Raw genomic sequence first — 21,811 nt, 5'->3', positions numbered from 1 at the left:
GCGAAACGGTGGTCCGCCATGCCCGACATCCAGCACAGCGACCCCCTCGACCCCTTCGAGGAACGGCTCACCGCCGGTCTGCGGCACGCGGGCGACGTCTTCGAGACCGACCGCGCCGCACTCGTCACCGCCGGCGCCCTCAAGGGACGACGGCGTCTGCTACGACGCCGGAACGCCGCCGTGATGGGCGGCGCCGCCGGTATCGCCCTCGTGGGCATCGGGGGCGCCCTGCTCCTGCCGAGCGGCGACCCCGCCCGACCACAGGGCTCCGCGGCCACATCCACCCGCGCCTCCGCCGCCCCCACCCCCACCCCCGTCTCCGGCGACGCCCTGATCCGTACGCTGGAACACCTCCTCGCCAACGGCAGGTTCGGCACGTTCTCGAAGGCCGTGGCCCGGGGCACGGACGAGGGACCGGCGCCGTACGTCCATGTCGTCTTCGACGACGGGAAGGGCGCGGCGGCCGTCGACGTCGGGCTCGGCCGGATCCGGCCGGGGAGCGACGAGGCGCGTCAGGTCACCACGTGCCCGGGGAAGGCGCTCGCGCACTACGACGCGTGCGGCACGAGCCGGCTGGCGGACGGGTCGGTGGTCATGGTGCTTCAGGGGCACGAGTATCCGGACCGCCGGGTGGACACCAAGTGGTGGAGCGCCGAACTCGTCACCCCGCAGGGGCAGCACGTGAGCGTGAGCGAGTGGAACGCCGCCGCCGAGAAGGACGCGCCGGTCAGCAGGCCCCAACCGCCGCTGTCTCCGGCGCAGTTGAGGAAGCTCGCCGCCTCGGCCGCGTGGCGGGAGGCGGTCGACGCGATGCCGGCGGACTCGGCGGCACCGAGCGCCGAACCGAGCGACACGGCCGTCGGCGCCCCCGTCGCCCCGACCCTGCGGACCCTGCTGCCGAAGGGGCTCACGGTGTCCGAGAGCAGCGGCGACGACACCGGGTACGGCTATCTCGTCGTCGACGACGGCAAGGGCAGGAGCTTCGTACAGGTCAACGTCCAGGCCGACATGTCGGACGTCGAGGGCGACCTGTTCGGTTCCGGCGCGGAGGTCCTGTCCGACGGTACGAAGGTCGCCACGCACCAGGGGCCCGGCGAGAAGGGCGGCGCGGGTGTCGTCATGTGGACCGTCGACACCATCCGGACCGACGGAAGGCGCGTCGTCATCAGCGCCTTCAACTCCGGCGCCCAGGACACCGCCGCGACCCGCAAGGCCCCGGCCCTGTCCGTGAAGCAGCTCCGGGAGATCGCCCTGAGTCCGACGTGGTGGTAATCCGGCCACCGACTTTTGACACCCTTGACCTGACCATGCCAACACATCACCATAGGCGCCACACAGGAACACCCGGAGGAACCCGCCCGAGAACACGCACAGGAACACCCCACCCGCACGCGGTACTTCACGCACGTCGCACTGAAACACCCCCCAACTCCAGCAAGGAGATTTCATGCGACTTCGTACACGCGGCTCAGGCGCCCGAAGCGGCAGACGTACCGCCGCGCTCGCCGCCCTGATGGCCCTCGCCCTCGCCGCCCCCGTCGCGGAGACGGCCACGGCCGCGAAGGCCACCGCCGACAGCGCGCACCAGGCATCCCCGGCCGCGGACGACATCCGCCAGTACGAGATCCACGTCGACCACAACACCCCGGTCACGCGTACGGCCATCGCGGCGGCCGGCGTCACCGTGGACGAGTCCGACGAGGAGACCGTGGTCGTCTCCGGCCGCGCAGCCCAGATCAAGCAACTGCGCCAACAGGGCTACGACGTCTCGCTGTTGGGCTCGGCACCCGACCGCTCCACGGCCGCGGACACCGCACGGCTCCTCGACTTCCCCTCGGCCGACTCGAAGTACCACAACTACGCCGAGGCGAACGCGGAGATCGACCAGCGGCTCGCCGCCTACCCGGGCATCATGAGCAAGAAGGTGATCGGCAAGTCGTACCAGGGCCGGGACATCGTCGCCATCAAGGTCAGCGACAACGTGGCCACCGACGAGAACGAGCCCGAGGTCCTCTTCACCTTCCACCAGCACGCGCGCGAACACCTCACGGTGGAGATGGCGTTGTACCTGCTGCGCGAGCTGGGCGCGGGCTACGGCACCGACTCCCGCGTCACGAACATCGTCAACAGCCGCGAGATCTGGATCGTGCCCGATCTCAACCCGGACGGCGGCGAGTACGACATCGCGACCGGCGCCTACCGGTCCTGGCGCAAGAACCGCCAGCCCAACTCCGGTTCCAGTTACGTCGGTACGGACCTCAACCGGAACTGGAACTACAACTGGGGCTGCTGCGGCGGCTCTTCGGGCTCGACCTCGTCCGAGACCTACCGGGGCGCGTCCGCCGAGTCGGCGCCCGAGGTGAAGGTGGTCGCGGACTTCGTACGCAGCCGGGTCGTCGGCGGGAAGCAGCAGATCACCGCGGGCATCGACTTCCACAGGTACAGCGAACTGGTGCTGTGGCCCTTCGGGTACACGTACTCCGACACCGCCACCGGGATGACCGCGGACGACGCCGCCGCGTTCAAGGCCGTCGGGCAGAAGATGGGCGCGAGCAACGGCTACACGGCCGAGCAGTCCAGCGACCTGTACATCACGGACGGTTCGATCGACGACTACCTCTGGGGCAGCCAGAAGATCTTCGACTACACCTTCGAGATGTATCCGACGTCCAGTTCCGGGGGTGGGTTCTACCCGCCCGACGAGGTCATCGAGCGGGAGACCTCCCGGAACCGGGACGCGGTGTTCCAACTGCTGGAGAACGCGGACTGCATGTACCGGTCCATAGGCAAGCAGGCCCAGTACTGCAGCTAGCCATCTGTCTGGCCGGCTAGTCCTTGCGGACCTCGGCCTCGGCCTCGGCGAGCGCGGCTTCGTCGACCTCGGCGGACTCGTCGTCCGCGTCCTCGGCGTCGTCGTCGAAGTACGCGTCGAGAACCGCGTCGAGCTGCGTCTCCCACTCGCTGAACCGGCTCCTGGCCGCCGCCTCGATCTCGATCGGGTACCAGCGGCGGTCAGGAGTGTGCACCGTGATCGTGAACCGCTTGCCGAAGCGCGGGGTCTCGGTCTCGACGGCACCGATCTCGTCCCAGCGGAACTCGCACGCCTGGTCGTCGAGGCGCAGTCGTACGCCCTTCGCGTCGGCGACGATCTCGGCCCGCCGGTCGGAAGCCTCGAAGACGGGCCCTTCGGACTCGCCGTCGGCGTCAGAGTCACCGTCGGCCGCGGCCTCGGCGGAGTCGTCCGCGCCGGAGTCATCGGCGTCGGAGTCATCGGCGACGGCCTTCTTGACGTCCGTCTTCTTGACGTCCGCCTTCTCGGCCTCCGCCTCCCCGGCCGGCGACTTCTCGCCCTCGGGCTCCTGGCCCTGGGACGCCTCGACCTCCGGCTCCTCCGCCTCGGTCTCCACGACCTCCGCCTTCTTGTCCTCCGGTGCGTCGGAGGACACGGCGGGTGCGGTGAGCCCGGGAATGAAGGCCGGGTCGAATCCGGCACCCTTCACGGGCTCGCCCTCCAGGGGCTGGCTGCTCGAACCTATGCGCTGCTCCACAGCGGGCAGTATGGTCGACGATCCTGTGCCGCACACAGCCAGCCCCAACTTTGTTATCAGACGCCTACAAGCGGCTTACACGAACACACTGAGCACAGCGGCCACGGCGAACCCCGCCACGGACAGCACCGACTCCAGCACGGTCCACGTCTTCAGCGTGTCCCGCTCGCTGATCCCGAAGTACTTCGCCACCATCCAGAAGCCCCCGTCGTTGACGTGCGAGGCGAAGATCGAGCCCGCCGAGATCGCCATGATGACGAGGGCGACGAAGGCCTGCGAGTGGTCGCCCTCGGCGAGCAGCGGGGCCACGATGCCCGCCGTCGTGACGATCGCCACCGTCGCCGAGCCCTGTGCGACCCGTAGTACCAGCGAGATCAGGTACGACAGGACGAGCACCGGCAGGCCCACGTCGTGGAAGGTGTCCGAGAGGGCCTGGGCGACGCCGCTTGCCTTGAGGACGGCGCCGAAGATCCCGCCCGCGCCGACGACGAGCAGGATGTTGCCGACCGGCTTGAGGGACGCGGTGGAGACGGTCTCCAGGGACTTGCGGGACCAGCCGCGCCTCAGCCCCAGGAGGTAGTACGCGAGGAGTAGGGCGATCGTCAGGGCGACGAAGGGGCTGCCGAAGAAGGCCAGTACCGAGCGGCCGGTCGACGGGTCGAAGGCGATCGACGAGAAGGTGGCCGCGAGGATCAGCACCAGGGGCGTACCGATGATCGCGAGGACCGTGGCCAGCGGTACCGGCTTCTCCTGCGGTTCGACGCCGGACGCGCGCTGTTCCTCGATGACCGCCTGCCTGGCCTCCGCCGCCGCCTCGACCATGTCCTGCGGTACGGCCACGAAGATCCGCTTGCCGATCCAGGCCGCGTAGGCCCACGCGGCGAGCACCGCCGGGATGCCGCAGACGATGCCCATGAGGATGACCCAGCCGAGCTGGACGTGCAGGAGGCCGGCCGCCGCCACCGGGCCGGGGTGCGGCGGCAGGAACGCGTGGGTCATCGACAGGCCCGCGAGCAGCGGCAGGCAGTACAGCAGGATCGACTTGCCGCCGCGCTTGGCGGCGGCGTAGACGATCGGTGCGAGGACAAAGATGCCGACGTCGAAGAAGACCGGGATGCCGAAGATCAGGCCGGTCAGACCCATGGCGAGCGGGGCTCTCTTCTCGCCGAAGAGGTTCAGCAGCCGGGACGCCAACACCTCGGCGCCGCCGCTGACTTCGAGGATCGCGCCGAGCATCGTGCCCAGGCCGATGATGATCGCGACATGGCCGAGGATGCCGCCCATGCCGGACTCGATGGTGGAGACGGCGTCCGAACGCTGGACCGTGCCGAAGAGTTCGGTGACCGACAGACCGGACAGCAGGCCGACGGTTATGGAGACGGCGAGGAGGGCCACGAAGGGCTGGAGTCGGACCTTGATGATCAGGAAGAGGAGCAGCGCGATCCCGAGGGCGGCGACCGTCAACAGGCCTGCCGTGCCGTCGAGCAGGAGGAGCAGGCCTCCTGTGTGGGGTGGGGGTGTGGGGGTGGGGGTGGGGGTGGGGGCGAGCGGATAGGACATTGGGGGTCCTCTGGGTAGGTACATCGGACTTTCGGGCAGGGGGGATCGCGGCGCGGCACCCGGGAGGGTGCCGAACCGTCGTACGGTGTGCGGGAGTTGGGGCAGCGCCGGCCCGGTCAGCCGAGGACGGCCAGCGCGTCGATCTCGATCAACAGCCCTGCGGGCAGGCCGACGTAGACCGTCGTGCGCGCTGCCGGGACCTCCACGAGGCCCTCGAAATACGCGTTGTAGAGCGCGTTCATCTCGGCGAAGTGATCAACGTCCGTCAGATAGACGCGAATCATCATCACGTCCTCCCAACTCGCCCCGCCCTCCTCCAGGATCGCCTTGACGTTGGCGAGCGTCTGGAGGGTCTGTTCGCGCAGGGTGGGCCCGGCAGGGGTGGGCGGCTTGCCCTCCTCGGCGGGGAGGAAGCCGACCTGGCCGGCGACCTGGAGGATGTTCCCCTTGCGGACGCCGTGCGAGAACTTGGCGGGCGGTGTCGTGTGGGTCTTGGGCGTGAGCGCGATCTTGTCAGTCATGCGAGTCCTTTGCTGAAGTCACTGGGGTCCTGCCGGAGTACTCCCCACTGATGGCGTCCGCCGTGCGACGGACCAGCGGGAGCAGGGTGAGGAGTTCGTCGGCGGTGACGACGACGTTGGGCGCGGAGACCGACATCGCGGCGACCACGCGTCCGTCGGCGCCCCGGATCGGCGCGGCGACGCAGTTGATGGACTCTTCGTGGCCGCCAAGGTCGGTGGCCCAGCCCTGTTCCCGCACCTTCTCCAACTCCCGTACGAAAGCAGGGGCGTTGGGGGTGGAACGGGCGGTGTACATGGGGTATTCGAGCTTGTCGGCGAGCACCCGCCGCTCGCTCTCCGGGAGATCGGCGAGCAGCAGCTTCGCGACGGCGGCGACGGTGATGGCGACGGGCTTGCCGATCCGCGAGTACATGCGGACCGGGTAGCGGCTCTCCACCTTGTCGATGTAGAGGACCTCGTTCTCCTCGTACACCGCGAGGTGGACGGTGTGACCGCACTGCTCGTTCAGCCGTACGAGATGGGGGTGGGCGATCTCGCGGATGTCGAGGTTCTCCATCGCCTCCTGGGCGAGGGCGATGAGGCGGGCGCCGAGGCGGTAGCGCTGGTCGGACTGGCGGTAGACGAGGCCGTGTTCGTGCAGGGTGCGCAGAAGACGCAGGGCCGTCGACTTGTGGACGTCGAGGCGCTCGGCGACCTGGCCGAGGTCGGCGGGGCCCTCGGCGAGCAGCGGCAGGATGCTGAGCGCGCGGTCGACGGTCTGACTCATGGCGTACATACCTCCTCGTCGGCCCAGTCGGCGGCGTCGGTCCAGCCGGGGCCGAGTCGAAGTCTCCCCCACGCCCGGTCGTCGAGGGCGACCAGGCGATCGGCGTGGTCGCGGACCGGGGGCGTGGCGAGGTCGCCGGGGACGGTGAGGGCGGCGGCGGCCGTGAGGTGCCCGTGCCGGAGCCGGTCCCGTACGGGAAGTCCCCGCAGGGTCGCGGAGAGGAACCCGGCGGCGAAGGCGTCCCCGGCGCCCACCTCGGCGACGACGTCGACGTGCGGCGCGGGCGCGAAGGTGCCGTCGCCCCGGTGGAAGACGGTGGCCCCGCGCCCGCCCTGCTTGACGACAAGCGTCTCGGGGTCGGGGAACGCGGCCCGTACGGCATCGGCCCCGACGAGCCCCCAGACCTCGGCGGCCTCGTCCTCCCCGACGAACACGAGGTCCGCGCCGCGCGCCAGCTCCAGCAGCACGCTCGGTCCGTCGGCCGAACGCCCCAGCGCGGGACGGTGGTTGACGTCGAACGAGATCAGCGGACGACCGGCCCGGATCGCGGTCAGCTCACGGACCAGGCCGAGGCAGTCGGCGGAGAGCATCGGGGTGATCCCGGACAGATGCAGGACACGCCCGGCCCGTACGGCGGCCAGGTCCATGTTCGCCACGGCCATCGCGGAGGCGGCGGACCCGGCCCGGTAGTACGCCACCTCGTGCGCGTCGGTGGCCCGGTCCCCGGCGGTGCGGAAGTAGACGCCGGTCGGCCGCGCCGGATCACGCCGTACGGCCGAGACGTCGACCCCGTACGCGCCGATGGTCTCGACGAGGTGGTCGCCGAACCCGTCCGCCCCGACCCGGCTGACCCACCGGACGGTGTGCCCGGCGGCAGCGAGGACGCAGGCGACATTCGACTCGGCGCCGCCGATGGCACGGTCGAAGGACGGCACATCGGCGAGGCGGCCGGGCCGGCTGGGTAGGAACGTGACCATGGACTCGCCCAGCGCTACGACGTCCACGACGTCACGGGCGGCGGTGGACTGTCCGTCGGCGGTCACGATGGTGGTGGCTCCTCGTCCGTGCGCCGGGGGCGGCGGCTCCGTTGACCCGGTGTTGGGCGAGATGTTAGACAGCGGTAAGCGATATACGCAATGAAGGTTGCAGAGAATGCAACAGTCCAGTTCAGGGAGGCCCCATGGTCCGCGACACCGGTACCGAAGCGCTCGCCCGGCTCGCCGGGGAACGCGTCGACCACCGTTTCAAGGGCCTCCCCCCGGACGCCGACGGCCTCACAGTCACCGAACTGTCCGCCCAGCGCCGCAACCTCTTCACCGGCGGCTTCACCACCCCCGTCCTCGCCCTCTCCGCCGAACGCCTGGAGCACAACCTCCGGCTCATGGAGACCTACGCGACCCGCCACCACCTCGCCTTCGCCCCGCACGGCAAGACCTCCATGGCCCCCCAGCTCTTCCACCGCCAACTCGCCCACGGCGCCTGGGGCATCACCCTCGCGGTCCCCCACCAGGTGCGCGTGGCAAGGGAGTTCGGCATCGACCGCATCTTCCTGGCGAACGAACTGGTCGACCCGGCGGCCCTGAAGTGGATCTCCTCCCAGCTGGACACAGACGAGGACTTCCGTTTCATCTGCTACGTCGATTCCGTGCGCGGGGTCGAGTCGATGGACGCGGCCCTGCGCGGCGCCGCCCGCCCGCTGGACGTCGTCGTCGAACTGGCCGCGGGCGAGGGCGCCCGCACCGGCGTGCGCACGGAGGCCGAGTGCGCGGCGGTCGCGGACGCGGTGGCCGCCGTAGACACACTGCGGCTGGTCGGGGTCGCGGGGTACGAGGGCGAGGTACCCCAGGCCGACCCGGAGCGGGTGCACGCGTGGCTGCGCCGACTGACCGCGCTCGCCGTCGAGTTCGACAAGGCGGGGCGGTTCGCTGGATCCGGGCTCGACGAGATCGTCGTCAGCGCGGGTGGCAGCGCGTGGTTCGACGCGGTGGCCGACGTCTTCGCCGAGCTGCCCGAACTCTCGCTCCCCGCGCTGAAGTTGCTGCGCTCGGGCGCCTACGTCTCGCACGACGACGGCCACTACAGCGAGGTCACCCCCTTCACCCGCATCCCCGAGGAGGGCGCCCTGGAGCCCGCGTTCCGGCTCTGGGCGCAGGTCGTCTCCCGCCCCTCCCCCGAGCAGGCCTTCGCCAACGCGGGCAAGCGGGACGCGGCCTACGACCTGGACCTTCCCTTCGCCCAGGTCGTCCGCCGGGACGGCACCGAGCGCCCGGCGACGGGCATCGAGGTGACCGGCCTGTCCGACCAGCACGCCTGGCTGCGCACGGCACCCGAGGCGGACGTGGAGGTGGGTGACTGGATCGGCCTGGGCCTGTCGCACCCCTGTACGTCCTTCGACAAGTGGCAGTTGATCCCGGTGGCGGAGGCGGACGGCACGGTCGTCGACTACATCCGCACCTTCTTCTAAAGGCCCCTGGGAGGCGTGTCATGGAAGAACGGCGCATGGAAGAACGGCGCATGGAAGAACTCGTCATCCGGGACGCGGATGTCGTCGACGGCAGCGGTGGGCCGTCCTACCGCGCCGATGTGGTGGTCGACGGCGGACGGATCGTCTCGATCGTCCAGGAGGCCGCGGCGGCGGGCTGTCAACGCCCCAGGGCAAGGCAGGAGTTGGACGCCGAGGGGCTGGTCCTCTCCCCCGGTTTCATCGACATGCACGCCCACAGCGACCTGGCGTTGCTGCGCGACCCGGACCACAGCGCCAAGGCCGCGCAGGGGGTGACCCTCGAAGTCATCGGCCAGGACGGGCTGTCGTACGCCCCCGTCGACGACCGCACACTCGCCGAGGTGCGCCGGACGATCACCGGATGGAACGGGTACGGCGACGACATCGACTTCGACTGGCGTTCGGTGGGCGAGTACTTGGACCGGCTGGATCGCGGGATCGCCGTCAACGCGGCCTACTTGATCCCCCAGGGCACGGTCCGCATGCTCGCCGTCGGCTGGGAGGACCGGGAGGCGACACCCCAGGAGCTGGACCGGATGCGGCAGTTGGTCGCCGAGGGCATGGAACAGGGCGCGGTCGGCATGTCGTCCGGGCTCACCTACACCCCCGGCATGTACGCCAAGGACGCCGAACTCACCGAACTCTGCCGGGTGGTGGCGTCGTACGACGGCTACTACTGCCCGCACCACCGCTCGTACGGCGCGGGCGCGCTGGAGGCCTACGAGGAAATGGTGGAGCTGGCGAGGGAGGCGGGCTGCTCCCTGCACCTGGCCCACGCGACCATGAACTTCGGCGTGAACAAGGGCCGGGCACCTGAGCTGTTGACGCTCCTGGACGAGGCGTTGGCGACCGGCGCGGACATCAGCCTGGACACCTACCCCTACACGCCCGGCTGCACAACTCTTGTGGCGATGCTGCCGAGTTGGGCGAGTGAGGGCGGCCCGGAGGAGATCCTGAAGCGGCTGGCGGACGACGAGACCGCCGACCGCATCCGCCACCACCTGGAGGTGATCGGCTCGGACGGCTGCCACGGCGTACCGATGGAGTGGGACACGATCGAGATCTCGGGGGTCACGGATCCCGCGCTGGCGGAGTACGCAGGCCGCCGCTTGGACAGCTGGACCACCGCCCGCCACCTCCTCCTCGCCGACCGGCTCGCCCCGTCGATCCTCCAGCACGTGGGCCACGAGGAGAACGTCCGGCAGATCATGCGGCACCGCGTCCACACCGGCGGCTCGGACGGCATCCTCCAGGGCGCGAAGCCGCATCCCCGGGCGTACGGCACGTTCCCGCGCTATCTCGGCCACTACGTACGGGAGTTGGGACTCCTGTCCCTGGAGGAGTGCGTCGCCCACCTCACGTCCCGCCCGGCGGCGCGCCTGCGCCTGCCCGACCGGGGCCTGGTCAAGGAGGGCTACCGCGCGGACCTGGTCCTGTTCGACCCCGAGACGGTGGCGGCGGGTTCGACCTTCGAGCAGCCGCGCACACTGCCGACCGGCATCCCCCACGTCCTGATCGACGGCCGCTTCGTGATCGAAGACGGCCGCCGAACGAACGAACTGGCGGGGAGATCCGTACGCCGGACCCCGTAAACGCCCTGCTTTTGTCTTTCGGGGCGCGGGGCTGCGACATGTGCGGCTCCGCCGCGTGGGCGCGACCAGCGACAACGCACCCGCAGACAAAGACGGCGCACCCAGCGGAGCGTTACGGCTTAGGCAGGGTGCAACCCGACGCGCTCAGGCTCAGCACATTCGCCGAGGTGAAGCACGCCGGGATGTTGTAAGTCTCCTCGGCGTAGTTGATCCCCTCGCGAACAGTCACCGTGCCGTTCTCGTCGACCTCACACGGATTGTCGACCGTGCAGGTCTCCCCGTCCTCGTTGCCCGTGTTGTTGACGGCGACGACCTGCCCGGTGCTGGTGTCGACCACCGGGGAACCGGACGTGCCGCCGATGGTGTTGCAGGCGGAGGTGTAGCGGACCGAGTCCTTCCAGGTCCAGTCGCCCTCCTTCAGCCGGTACACGAACCCGTCGATGTTGCAGCTGTAGATCGTCTTCCAGTAGCCGGAGACGACCTTGATGGCGGTGCCGGCGGTCGGGTGCGTGGCGCTCACGGTGAGCGGGCTGATGCCGTACGCGCTCTTGATCGCCGCGTACGTGGTGGTGGTGCGGTAGATCGTCACGTCCGTGTCGGTCATCGTCGAGTAGAGGACCTGGTTGGCGCGGAGCGTGGCGACCCTGGTGCCGGCCGAGTTCAGCAGCCCGAAGGTACGGCTGGAGGACTGGCCGGTGATGACCTCACCGGCCGCCGGGAACCCGGTCTCCAGGCAGTGGCCGTTGGTCAGCACGAGCGCCGGGGAGGTGTCGGTCGAGTTCGGGAAGCGGATGACAGAGCCGGAGCAGTTGCTGAGCGAGACGGTGCCGGCGAAGTCGACGGCCACGGCAGCCGCCTTCGGTGCCGCCTGGGGTGCGGCGACCGCGGGTGCCACGCCCGCCCCGGCGATGGCCAGGGTGGAGAGCGCGGCAAGGAGAGGCTTGTTCATGTGGGGGTCCCCTCTTACAGACGCGAGCGACCGGAGATCTTCCGGTCGCCCTCACGTCATTGTCATGCACATTCTCACGACAACAGGGGGTCGCCGCAAGAAGCCCACGTGGTGGAAAACACGGCGCGAGAGGCGTTACCGGGCCGTAAGCTCACCGACATGCAGGTGATCCAGTCGACCAAGCTCTCCAACGTCTGTTACGAGATCCGGGGCCCGGTCCTCGAAGAGGCGATGCGTCTGGAGGCGGCAGGCCACCGCATCCTGAAGCTGAACACGGGCAACCCGGCCGCGTTCGGGTTCGAGTGCCCGCCCGAGATCCTGGAGGACATCCTCCGGAACGTGTCGTCGGCGCACGGGTACGGCGACGCCAAGGGGCTGCTGGCCGCCCGTCGCGCGGTCGTCATGCACAACCAGACCCTGGGCATCGAGACGGACGTCGAGCACGTCTTCATCGGCAACGGCGTCTCCGAGCTGATCGTCATGGCGATGCAGGGCCTCCTCGACGACGGCGACGAGGTCCTCGTACCGTCCCCGGACTACCCCCTGTGGACCGCCGCCGTCTCGCTCTCCGGCGGCACCGCCGTCCACTACCGCTGCGACGAGCAGTCCGACTGGATGCCCGACCTCGCCGACGTGGAGCGGAAGATCACCGACCGCACCAAGGCGCTCGTCATCATCAACCCGAACAACCCGACCGGCGCCGTCTACGACGAGGCGATGCTGCGCGGCCTGACCGACATCGCCCGCCGCCACAACCTCCTGGTCTGCTCCGACGAGATCTACGACAAGATCCTCTACGACGGCGCCACGCACACCCCGACCGCGAAGATCGCCCCGGACCTGCTCACCCTCACCTTCAACGGGATGTCGAAGGCGTACCGGGTGGCCGGTTACCGCGTCGGGTGGATGTCGATCTCCGGGCCGCGCGCGCACGCCGAGTCGTACATCGAGGGTCTGACGATCCTGGCCAACATGCGGCTCTGCGCCAACATGCCCGGCCAGCACGGGGTGGTCGCCGCGCTCAGCGGGCGGCAGACCATCAACGACCTGGTGCTTCCGGGCGGGCGGCTCAAGGAACAGCGGGATGTCGCGTACGAGCTGCTGACCCAGATCCCGGGCGTGACCTGCGTCAAGCCGAAGGGCGCGCTGTATCTCTTCCCGCGACTCGATCCGCAGGTCTTCAAGGTCAAGGACGACCGGAAGATGGTCCTCGACCTGCTGCGCCAGGAGAAGATCATGGTCGTCCAGGGCACCGGGTTCAACTGGTCCGAGCCCGACCACTTCCGGGTCGTGACCCTGCCGACGGTCGGGGATCTGCGCGACGCGGTGACCCGGATCGGGAACTTCCTGGACGGGTACAGCCAGCCGTAGGGCGGACGGGCCCCAAAGCCCTTAAACCTCGCGGGCCGATTTTCTTGGGGTTTCTTCGCCTCTGTTTTTCGGTCCGCACAACTTTAGACGAAATCTAAGCTAGGATGGTTTCCTGTCAGAGCACAGGAGACCATGCCATGTACGAACCGATCCGCACCAAGTCGGTCCACAGCACGCTGGCCCGCACCCCTTCCTCCGACTTCCCCCACCGGTCGCGCGAGGAGGAGCTGGACATCCAGCTCGCGGGTCACCTCGCCGCGCTGCTCGCGGTCACCGACGAGTTGCGCGTGCTGGCGCCGTCCGACGACCTGGACGCGGCGGCCGAGCGGCTTGCGGCGCAGCTGAGCCGGTTGCGTGGTGGCGTGACGCCGAGTCGCGCGTCCGCGACCCCGCCCATGTCTCACCTGGACGCCCTGCATCAGCGGGCGCATGCCCTTGCCGGGCGGGCGCTCGTCGTCGCCGCCTCTCGTGCGGACACGGCTGCGGCGATTCTGTCCGCGCAGCGGATGGACGCGCACGCGGAGGCGGCGGAGCCGCGCGAGCTGGCCGCGCGCTGAGCCGTATGACGGCTCCCTGAACGGCCCCGGTCCGCGTGCACCCGCAGCGACGCGCGGACCGGGTGCCATGCACTGGGTTGGCTTGAGCGGGGGGCGCCTAATCGTCGTGGGGTGCCTTGTCGTTTTGCGGGTGCGGATCCGTCGTGGCTGGTCGCGCTCACGCGGCGGAGCCGCATATCGATACAGCCCCGCGCCCCTTTACGGCATTTCACCTCCCGTGTTGATCCGGGACCCGGACGACACCTGCCGTTCATCCCTTTCCGTGGGGAATGTTGGGTTCCGCGAGGACGCTGCATCCTGTGAGACGTATCGCGGGAATCGTCCTCGCGGTGTTGCTGATCGGCGGAGTGGTGGCAGCCGTCGTAGCGGGCCGGGACAGTGGGGACAAGGGCACGGCAACGAAGACCGTGCGGGGTGTGATCGGTTCGGAGAAGGCGGACTTCTTCGCCGATCCCGATGTGGTGAAGGCCCTTGCCGCCAAGGGGTTCACCGTGAAGACGGAGACTTCCGGGTCCTGGGCCATGGAAGGGCTCGACCTCAAGGGGTACGACTTCGCCTTCCCCTCCAGCCAGGCGCCGGCCGACGCGCTCGCCGGCAAGTACAAGGTGCGGCAGCCGTTGCCGCGGCCCTTCTACTCGCCGCTCGTCGTCGTGGCCCATCGCAGCGCCGCCCGGGTGCTCGCGGCCAACGGGCTCGCCACGCTGGACAAGAGCCAGGATCGCGGCACATTGAAGATGGCTGCCTATCTCGACGCGGCCAAGCGGGATCTGACCTGGCAGCAGCTCAAGGGGGCCTCGAAACACGGGGAGTTGACCGGGACCCTCTACATCGCCAGCACCGATCCGGAGACCTCCAACTCGGGTGCTCTGTATCTCGCCGCGGCTTCCTACGTCGCCAACGGCGGGCGGGTGGCGGCCAGTAGCGCCGATGTCGATCGCACCGCGCCCCTGATGCGCAAGCTGATCAGCGTGCAGGGGGCCCAACAGTCCAGCTCGGACGCGCCGTTCAGGGACTTCATCAGCGGCGCCGGCAATCCTCTGGTCCTGGTGTACGAGTCCCAGGTGGCCTCGCTGCTCCTGGACAAGCAGCCGGTCGGTGACCTCGTCGTCCTCTACCCGGACACCACGGCCAACAGCGACCACACCGTCGTACCGCTCACCGCGGAGGGCCGCGCGTTCGGTGAACTCCTCAGCAGTGACGCGACGTTGCGCGGGCTCGCCGTGCGCCACGGGTTCCGGCCGCAGGGCGACACCGCCGAGTTCGTCGCGGCCACCGCCGCCCACTCCAGCTACCTCAACCAGACGCTGACCGGCGTCCGGCAGGCGCCCGTGCCCACCTCGAAGGTGCTGCACGACATGGCGCGCCGGGCGCGCGGTTGACCGGGGGGACCACATGAGCAGCAGTTTCAACACCAGTCAGAACAGCAGTGAGCACACCCTCAGCGGTGACGACGTCTTCACTCTTACTCCGCCGGAGGCCGTGAAGCCCGTGCCGAGAGAGAAGGCAGGCGGGCTCGTCCCGGTCGACGACTCCGTCCGTACGGACATGGAGCGCAAGGCCTCCGCCTATGTGGAGGGGCTCGCCGCACTCGACGCCCGGTCGCCCGAGTTCGCGGGCAAGGTCGGGGAGATCACCGCGCTCGGTGCCGGCGAGATGCGCAGCGCCACCGCGCAGTCCAACCGGATGCTGGAGCGGACGGTCCGCAGTCTGCCCTCGAAGGGCGGGGACGCCCAGTCGCAGGTGGCGGGCTCGCTCGTCGAACTCCGGCGGGTCGTGGAGGACTTGGATCCCCGTGACCTTCCCGCCTCCAAGGGGCGGAAGTTCCTGTCCCGGCTGCCCGGCGGCAACAAGCTGCGCGACCACGTCGCCAAGTACGCCTCCGCGCAGGGCACCTTGAACAAGATCGTGGGTTCGCTGCGCGGCGGCCAGGACGAACTCCGGCGCGACAACGCGGCGTTGCAGACCGAGCGGGTCCGCCTCTGGGAGACCATGGGCAAGCTCCAGGAGTACGTGGTCCTCACCCAGGCCCTCGACACGGCCGTCGAGCACCACATCGCCGGCGTCGGTTCCACCGACCCCAGCCAGGCCGACACCCTGCGCGCGGACGTCCTCTTCCCGGTCCGGCAGAAGCACCAGGACCTGCTGACCCAGCTCGCGGTGTGCGCGCAGGGCTACTTGGCGATGGATGTCGTACGGCGCAACAACGACGAGCTGATCAAGGGCGTGGACCGGGCGGCGACCACGACCGTCTCCGCCCTCCGTATCTCGGTCATGCTCGCCTCGGCCCTGGAGAACCAGCGCAAGGTCGTCGACCAGGTCAACGCGCTGCGCGGGACGACCGAGGACCTCATCCGGGGCAACGCGGAGATGCTCTCCACCCAGAGCGGCGAGATCCAGCGCATCGCGGCCGACCCGGCGGTGGGCGCGGAGACACTCCGCACGGCCTTCCAGCAGATCTACCGCACGCTCGACGCGATCGACACGTACAAGGTCCAGGCGACCGAGGTGATGGCGGCGACGGTCGAGTCCCTGACCTCCGAACTCCAGAACGCCAGCTCGTACTTGGAGCGGAGCCGGTCGCAGAGTGCGCTGGAGGGTGGTCTCGGATGAGACGCCTCCTCGCCCTCGCGCTCGGCACGGTCGCACTGCTGACCGCCTGCACCTCACAGTCCAAGCAGCCCGCGACCGGCAACGCTCCCCGCCCCGGGACCCTCCGCGTCCTCGCCTCCAGCGAACTCAGCGACATGACCCCGGTGTTCGACCGGATCCACCAGGACACCGGCATCACGATCCGCCCCACCTACATGGGCACCCTGGACGCGGTGGACCTGCTGGCGAAGGGCGGGGCCGACGGGCGGTACGACGCGCTGTGGCTGTCGTCGAACGACTCTCTGCGGCTACGGCCCGACGCGGCGAAGAAGGTCGTGTCCGAGACGCCGATCATGTCCAGCCCGGTCGCGATCGGCGTCAGGGCGGCCACCGTCCGGTCCCTGGGCTGGCAGCCCGACAAGGTCACCTGGTCGCAGATCGAACAGGCCGTGCAGGACGGCAGGCTGACCTACGGCATGACGGACCCTGCGCGCTCCAACTCCGGTTTCTCGACCCTCATTTCGGTGGCCTCCGCCCTCTCCGGCGCCCAGTCGGCGCTCACGGACGCGGACGTCGCCAAAGCCACTCCCCGGCTGAAGGAGTTCTTCAAGGGGCAGAAGCTGACGTCGGGTTCCTCGGGCTGGCTGGCCCAGGCGTATCAACGCCGGGGGAACGTGGACGCGTTGCTCAACTACGAGTCCGTCCTCAAGGGCATCCCGGGCCTGACCGTGATCCGCCCGAGCGACGGGGTCGTCACCGCCGACTACCCGTTGACCTCGCTCGCCTCGACGAGCGCCACGACCCGCGAGAACGTCCGCCGGGTGACGACGGACCTGCGCACGGACGCGCTCCAGCGGCTGATCACCACCCGCACGCACCGCCGCCCGGTCGTCGCCTCCGTGCCGCCCGCGTCGGGCCTCGACACGAGCCGACGGCGTGAACTCCCGTTCCCCGGTACCCGGTCCGTCGCCGACGGGCTCCTCGACTCGTACGAGAACAAGCTGCGCCGGCCGTCGCGGACCGTGTACGTGCTCGACACCTCGGGGTCGATGGCGGGCGACCGGCTGTCCCGGCTGAAGAAGGCGCTCTCCGATCTGACCGGTGACTTCCGGCAGCGTGAGGAGGTCACGCTGATGCCGTTCGGGTCGGCCGTGAAGAGCGTGCGGACGCATGTGGTGAGTCCGGGTGATCCGCAGGCCGGGCTCGACGCGATCCGCGCGGACACCGAGTCGCTCAGTGCCGACGGAAACACCGCGATCTACACCTCGCTGGAGAAGGCGTACGAGCATCTCGGCACCGGGGCCGACACGTTCACGTCGATCGTGCTGATGACCGACGGCGAGAACACGACCGGCGCCAAGGCTGCGGAGTTCGACGGGTTCTACCGTCAACTGCCCGCGGCCCAGCGGGAGATCCCCGTCTTCCCCATCCTCTTCGGCGACTCGGACAAGGCGGAGCTCCAGCACATCGCCGACCTGACCGGCGGCCGGCTCTTCGACGCCCAACAGGGCTCGCTGGACGGCGCCTTCAAGGAGATCCGTGGCTATCAGTAAGTTCCTGGGCTACTTGGAGTCCCGCAAGAACCTCACCGGCAGCGCGTGCGGGCTCGTCGGGCTGGTGCTGACGTTCGTGGGCGTGGCGGGGCCGTACTGGCCGGTCGTGGTCGTGGGGCTGTACGGCGCGGGTGCGCTGGTCGCGCCGCCGGAGCGGCCGGTGGTGCCGGACTTCCCGGATCCGTCGGCCCAACTGGAGGAACTGCGGGACGACTTCGAGAAGCTGGGCGGCTATCTCGGCGGCGTCGAACTGCCGCCCGCCGCCGCGGGCCGGCTCACCGAGCTGAACCAGCTGCTCGCCGGGCTCCTCGATCCGCGGGTCACGCAGGACCTCGCGCAGGATCCGGAGGGGGTGCACATCCTGTCGCGGGCGATCCGGCAGGACGTACCGGAGGCGGTCGACACGTTCGTACGGACGCGGTGGTGGACGCGGCTGGCGCCGGGGACCGAACCGCCCGAGCGGCATCTGGAGCGGCAGTTGGCGGTGCTGCACGAGGAGGCGCAGGGGCTGGCGGGGAGCCTGCGCGAGGCGGAGGCGCGGCGGCAGGAGTCGCACACGCGGTATCTGGAGGACCGGGGGCGTTCCCACTGACCTGATCAGTGCCCGTGGTTCAGCGCGGACAGCACGATGAGCAGCAGGACGAGCAGGAACAGCACGCCCACCACCTTCAGGGGGCCGAACCGGGAGCCCTGCGCGTCCGCCGGCGGCGGTGGCGGCACCGGGATCGTGGGCCGTACAGGTGGGTTGAACACGTCGTGTCCCGTCACCGCTGCCCTGGTGCACCACGGGCAGGTCGGGAGGTGGGAGCCGTAGGCGTGCAGGGGGCGGGCCTGACAGACCTGGACTCGGGAACGCTCCTGGTCGAGGGCTCGGAGCCAGACTTCCGGGCTGGGGCGGGCGGCGGGGGTGTGGACGCCCGCGCCGAAGGCCGCGTGGGCCAGGGTGAGGAGGCCGGGCGGGAGCACCGAGGGGTCGACGGTGCCGCGCGGGATGACGACCGCCTCGGGGCGGACGACGTAGGAGACGCTGGCGGCGATGTTGTCCTTGACGGTGGACTCGGGGGTGCTGTCGTGCGGGACGCCGCCGAAGGGGTGGTTGCCGGCCGTGAGGAGCTGGTAAATGAGCACCGCCAGCGCGAAGTTGTCGCTCTCCGGGGTGGCCGCCGCGCCCGACTGGCGTTCCGGTGAGGAGTAGTCGGTGGTGTGCATCAGGCACGGGAAGTGCTCGCCGGTGACGGGGTCGGTGAAGGCGATGGAGTCGCAGTCGAGGAAGGTGACGAAGCCGTTGGCGTCGACGACGACGTTGCTGCTGGAGAAGTCGCCGATGACGAGGTGGTCGTAGTGCATGCGGGCCGTCATGAAGGCGAGGTTCCAGGCGACGCCGAGCAGGAAGCGCCAGTCCGCGCGGTCGCCGAAGAGGCGCAGGCGCTGGGCGCGGGTGAACAGGCCCACCAGCTGGACGTGTTGGGGTTCGCCGAAGCGGCGCATGGCGTAGCCGAGGAACTCGCCCTCGGGGCTGCGGGCCATGGCGGTGGGCCAGGCGAGTTCGGGTGGCTGGTTGGCGTCGGTGGGGCGCGCGGTCAGGGGGGACATCGTGAGCATGCGGGCGAGGCGGCGCTCCAGGTCCGGGCCGGGGCGGTCGCGGTAGAGCTTGACGACGATCGTGTCGTCGCCCTCGACGGGGAAGACGGCCGCCTGGCCGCCGCCCTTGAGCGGGAGTTCGGCGAGGGTGACCTGCTTGCCGTCCAGGTGGACGGTGCGGCCGGTCACGGTGCCACCGCGCGCACGGCCCGCAGCAGGGTCTTGTCGTCGCCGTTGAGGCTGGTCAGCCGGTCGGAGCGCAGCAGCGCGGCGATGTTCTCGCTCGCGCTGTCGGTCACCGGCCCCGGGGTGTCCAGGGAGCGCAACACGGCTTCCACGAAAGAGGTGTTGGGCTGCGGCGGGCCACCGCCGGGGGTGGAGAGCGCGGCCTGGGCGAGGCCGTCCGTGGACAGCAGCACCCCGTCGACGCCCGGGTCGGCCACACAGTCGGTGCGCAGTCGGCGGGGCGCGTCGGGCGAGGTGAGGAAGACGGTCTCGTTGCTGTACTCGCTGACGGCGGGCGGCTGCGGCAGGAGATGGAACTGCCGTTCCCCGTCCTCCGTTCCGGCGCGTACGACGACGAAGCCGTCGCCGACGCTGAGATGGCCGAGCCAGCCGGGGGTGAGGACCACGACGGTGAGGGTGGTGGCGTAGTCGGGGGCGGCGGCGCCGTAGGTGTCGAGGAAGATCTTGGACACGTCGTGGAAGGCGTCGGCGAGCAGGTCATGGACCTCGTCGCCCGGCGGGCAGCCGGACGCGGCGGCGGCCCGGCGCCGGAAGTGCTCGGCCGCCAACTCGACGGCGTGCAGGGCCCCTTGGTCGGAGTGTGGGCGGCTGCCCGCGCCGTCCGCGACGGCGAGGACGGCCACCGGCCCGGACACCGTGTACGTGCAGGCGTCCTGGCAGGGGGTGCCGGTGCGGCGGTGGCGGTAGCCCTCGACGCTCAGGCCGTGGATGCGCCAGGGCGAGTCGGCCACCGGTCAGCTCTCCCAGGCCGGGCGCTGCGTCTTGAACTGGCTGAAGATCTTCTCGAAGACCTCGTCGCCCGCGCCCTTCTGCTCGGCGTTCGCGCTCGCCGACATCATCTGGAGCAGCTCGCGGAACGGGAAGCCCTGGATGCGCGCGTTGAACTTCGGCGCGAACGCCTGCAACACCTGTTCGCCGCGGTCGGTGATGCCGCCGACGCCGATCGCGTAGAGCCGGAAGCGGCGGGCCTGTTGCTCCTCGGCGAGGACGGGCAGCAGCCGGTGCCAGGAGTCGGTCATGTGGCCGGTGCCGTCGGTGGGGAGGCCGTCGGTGACCAGGCAGATCTGCGGGCGGTAGTACTGGAGTCCGGAGGCGCGCAGCTCCGCCTTGCGGGCGGCGACCACGTGCATGGCCAGTTCCAGCGCCTCGGTCATCAGGGTCACGCCGGACGCGGTGAACCGGGGTGCCTGGAAGGCGTGCGCGGGCACGAACGGGCTCACCGGGGTGCGCGGGTCGAGGAGTTGGGGCCCGCGCCAGGCGCCGACGCCCCGGCCGCCGAAGGTGATCACGGCGACCTCGACGCTGTAGCTCAGGGAGACGTCGTCGTGCAGTTCCCGGGTCCACTCGGCGAGCGCGTCGTTCAGCGACTGAATGGGCGCTCCCGCCATGGAACTCGACGTGTCGAGGCACAGCACGAGCGGCAGCCGTTGCGCGTTGTTCTCGAACTCGATGTCGGCGTACTCCGCCGGCAGCGTGGGCGGGTATTCGCTGTGCATGGCTTCTCCTGGTCGGCCGAGCGGTACGGGAGTACGGGGGTCACGAACTGCCGCGCGCGTGATGCCGGGCGGCGGGCGGGAAGGCGTACAGGACGTCGGAGTCGGGTTCGCGGGCGTCGGTGACCTCGACGTGCGCGCCGGGCACGGGCGGCGTCCGCTCCGGTTCGGCCCACACCGCGCGGTACAGGACGCGGTCGAGTTCGACGTAGCCCTGCGGGTGAAGTGCCGTACGGACGACGGCGGTTCGGGACGGGCCGGTACGGGGGCCGACGCGCCGGCCGGGGGACGGGGTCGGTGCGGGGGCGGGCGGGACGGGCCGGAGTCTGGCGGTGGTCTCCTCGGACCGGACCTCCGTCCCGCCCGCCGCGGCCGTCGCGGGGGCGCGGGAGCGGCGGACGGCGAGGAAGAGGGCGAGGAGCAGCAGAAGGAGTGCGGCGGTCAGGGCGTACAGCAGAGGTTCCAGGTAGCCCGTGGACTTGTGCGCGCCGAGTTCGGCGACGCCCTGCCTCTCGATCAGTTGGCGGCCGGTCTGCGAGGAATTCTTGAGCGCGTTGCACACGTCGTCGTCGCCGCAGCCGCCGAGGGCGTTCAGCGTCCCGGGGTCCAGCCGGTCGATCCGGGCGTCCCGGGCGACGAGCCGGTGGCCGGCCAGGATGAACAGCGCGGTGCCGCCCTGGCCGGTGCGGACACCGGCCGGTACCTGCACCTGGAGGTTCTTGAAGTCCCGGCGAACAGCGGTCTGGCCGACCGGCTGACTCGTGTCGAAGTCAAGGGACTTGTTCAGGGTGACCGTGACGGCCGCCCCGTCGCCGAGTACGGCCGTCCAGCAGTTCAGCTGGGCCGGAAAGTCCTTGCCACAGGTGTCACCGGCGGCAGCCGCGGGCCCCGCCGGAATCACCGCGATCAACAGACCGAACAGCAAGGCGGTGAAGAACGTACGTCTCATGACAACCCCCCGTTGGCGCCCATAGTGGAGGCA

At 70.1% G+C, this 21,811-nt stretch carries 20 protein-coding genes; 10 read left to right on the top strand and 10 right to left on the bottom strand.

All coding sequences use genetic code 11. The features are described from left to right. Window positions 1-18 precede the first annotated feature (18 nt). Window positions 19-1,272, top strand: a complete 1,254-nt coding sequence (locus tag ACIQBL_RS03020) for a hypothetical protein (protein ID WP_401936032.1) — start codon at window positions 19-21, stop codon at window positions 1,270-1,272. A 175-nt stretch (window positions 1,273-1,447) separates the two neighbouring features. Beyond that, window positions 1,448-2,812, top strand: coding sequence for a M14 family metallopeptidase (locus tag ACIQBL_RS03015; protein ID WP_401936030.1), 1,365 nt, complete (start codon window positions 1,448-1,450; stop codon window positions 2,810-2,812). 16 nt (window positions 2,813-2,828) lie between these two features. Here the strand turns inward: ACIQBL_RS03015 and ACIQBL_RS03010 are convergent, their stop codons facing one another. The 5 genes from ACIQBL_RS03010 to ACIQBL_RS02990 form a co-directional block, all read right to left on the bottom strand. Next, the gene (locus ACIQBL_RS03010; protein WP_401936027.1) at window positions 2,829-3,548 is read right to left on the bottom strand and encodes a hypothetical protein; all 720 of its coding nucleotides are present in this window, start codon (window positions 3,546-3,548) and stop codon (window positions 2,829-2,831) included. Between the two features lie 75 nt (window positions 3,549-3,623). Next, window positions 3,624-5,108 (bottom strand): GntP family permease, encoded by a 1,485-nt coding sequence (locus ACIQBL_RS03005; protein ID WP_401936025.1) that lies wholly within the window; start codon window positions 5,106-5,108, stop codon window positions 3,624-3,626. Window positions 5,109-5,224: 116 nt separating this feature from the next. Next, window positions 5,225-5,629 carry a RidA family protein gene (locus tag ACIQBL_RS03000; RefSeq protein WP_401936023.1) on the bottom strand — a complete coding sequence of 135 codons (405 nt, stop codon included), beginning with the start codon at window positions 5,627-5,629 and terminating at the stop codon, window positions 5,225-5,227. After that, window positions 5,622-6,395, bottom strand: a complete 774-nt coding sequence (locus tag ACIQBL_RS02995; RefSeq protein WP_401936020.1) for an IclR family transcriptional regulator — start codon at window positions 6,393-6,395, stop codon at window positions 5,622-5,624. The genes ACIQBL_RS03000 and ACIQBL_RS02995 overlap by 8 nt, the downstream gene beginning before the upstream one ends. Then, entirely contained in the window at window positions 6,392-7,438 is a 1,047-nt protein-coding gene (locus ACIQBL_RS02990) for a sugar kinase (protein WP_401936018.1), read from the bottom strand. The genes ACIQBL_RS02995 and ACIQBL_RS02990 overlap by 4 nt, the downstream gene beginning before the upstream one ends. A 137-nt stretch (window positions 7,439-7,575) precedes the next feature. On the opposite strand from ACIQBL_RS02990, the gene ACIQBL_RS02985 reads away from it, so the two are divergent. Next, window positions 7,576-8,859, top strand: coding sequence for an amino acid deaminase (locus ACIQBL_RS02985; protein WP_401936015.1), 1,284 nt, complete (start codon window positions 7,576-7,578; stop codon window positions 8,857-8,859). A 50-nt stretch (window positions 8,860-8,909) separates the two neighbouring features. After that, a complete protein-coding gene (locus tag ACIQBL_RS02980) occupies window positions 8,910-10,490 on the top strand; it encodes an amidohydrolase family protein (RefSeq protein WP_401937026.1) in 1,581 nt (526 codons plus the stop codon). 112 nt (window positions 10,491-10,602) lie between these two features. On the opposite strand, the gene ACIQBL_RS02975 is transcribed toward ACIQBL_RS02980, so the two are convergent. After that, window positions 10,603-11,439, bottom strand: a complete 837-nt coding sequence (locus ACIQBL_RS02975) for a trypsin-like serine peptidase (protein ID WP_401936012.1) — start codon at window positions 11,437-11,439, stop codon at window positions 10,603-10,605. A gap of 159 nt (window positions 11,440-11,598) precedes the next feature. Here ACIQBL_RS02975 and ACIQBL_RS02970 point away from each other — a divergent pair, with 159 nt between their 5' ends. The 6 genes from ACIQBL_RS02970 (at window position 11,599) to ACIQBL_RS02945 (ending at window position 18,101) form a co-directional block, all read left to right on the top strand. Beyond that, window positions 11,599-12,810, top strand: coding sequence for a pyridoxal phosphate-dependent aminotransferase (locus ACIQBL_RS02970; protein ID WP_401936010.1), 1,212 nt, complete (start codon window positions 11,599-11,601; stop codon window positions 12,808-12,810). Window positions 12,811-12,947: 137 nt separating this feature from the next. After that, window positions 12,948-13,367 (top strand): hypothetical protein, encoded by a 420-nt coding sequence (locus tag ACIQBL_RS02965; RefSeq protein ID WP_401936007.1) that lies wholly within the window; start codon window positions 12,948-12,950, stop codon window positions 13,365-13,367. A 299-nt stretch (window positions 13,368-13,666) separates the two neighbouring features. Continuing rightward, window positions 13,667-14,746, top strand: a complete 1,080-nt coding sequence (locus ACIQBL_RS02960) for a hypothetical protein (RefSeq protein WP_401936005.1) — start codon at window positions 13,667-13,669, stop codon at window positions 14,744-14,746. A 13-nt stretch (window positions 14,747-14,759) separates the two neighbouring features. Next, window positions 14,760-15,977, top strand: a complete 1,218-nt coding sequence (locus ACIQBL_RS02955; RefSeq protein ID WP_401936002.1) for a toxic anion resistance protein — start codon at window positions 14,760-14,762, stop codon at window positions 15,975-15,977. Beyond that, a complete protein-coding gene (locus ACIQBL_RS02950) occupies window positions 15,974-17,509 on the top strand; it encodes a substrate-binding domain-containing protein (protein ID WP_401936000.1) in 1,536 nt (511 codons plus the stop codon). Before ACIQBL_RS02955 ends, ACIQBL_RS02950 begins: the two co-directional genes overlap by 4 nt. Beyond that, complete coding sequence (locus ACIQBL_RS02945) at window positions 17,496-18,101, top strand: hypothetical protein (protein ID WP_401935998.1); 606 nt, start codon at window positions 17,496-17,498, stop codon at window positions 18,099-18,101. The genes ACIQBL_RS02950 and ACIQBL_RS02945 overlap by 14 nt, the downstream gene beginning before the upstream one ends. A gap of 5 nt (window positions 18,102-18,106) precedes the next feature. Here the strand turns inward: ACIQBL_RS02945 and ACIQBL_RS02940 are convergent, their stop codons facing one another. Genes ACIQBL_RS02940 through ACIQBL_RS02925 form a run of 4 tightly spaced genes read right to left on the bottom strand, consistent with a single transcriptional unit; the run spans window position 18,107 to window position 21,778 of the window. Further along, the gene (locus tag ACIQBL_RS02940) at window positions 18,107-19,279 is read right to left on the bottom strand and encodes a hypothetical protein (protein WP_401935996.1); all 1,173 of its coding nucleotides are present in this window, start codon (window positions 19,277-19,279) and stop codon (window positions 18,107-18,109) included. After that, window positions 19,276-20,067 (bottom strand): PP2C family serine/threonine-protein phosphatase, encoded by a 792-nt coding sequence (locus ACIQBL_RS02935; RefSeq protein WP_401935994.1) that lies wholly within the window; start codon window positions 20,065-20,067, stop codon window positions 19,276-19,278. Before ACIQBL_RS02935 ends, ACIQBL_RS02940 begins: the two co-directional genes overlap by 4 nt. 3 nt (window positions 20,068-20,070) lie before the next feature. Continuing rightward, window positions 20,071-20,832 carry a VWA domain-containing protein gene (locus tag ACIQBL_RS02930; RefSeq protein ID WP_200717559.1) on the bottom strand — a complete coding sequence of 254 codons (762 nt, stop codon included), beginning with the start codon at window positions 20,830-20,832 and terminating at the stop codon, window positions 20,071-20,073. 40 nt (window positions 20,833-20,872) lie between these two features. Further along, window positions 20,873-21,778 (bottom strand): hypothetical protein, encoded by a 906-nt coding sequence (locus tag ACIQBL_RS02925; protein ID WP_401935991.1) that lies wholly within the window; start codon window positions 21,776-21,778, stop codon window positions 20,873-20,875. Between the last annotated feature and the right edge of the window lie 33 nt (window positions 21,779-21,811).

The organism is Streptomyces sp. NPDC088350 (genome assembly GCF_044753545.1).
Taxonomy (GTDB): domain Bacteria; phylum Actinomycetota; class Actinomycetes; order Streptomycetales; family Streptomycetaceae; genus Streptomyces.
This window is presented reverse-complemented; position numbering and strand designations above follow the sequence as displayed.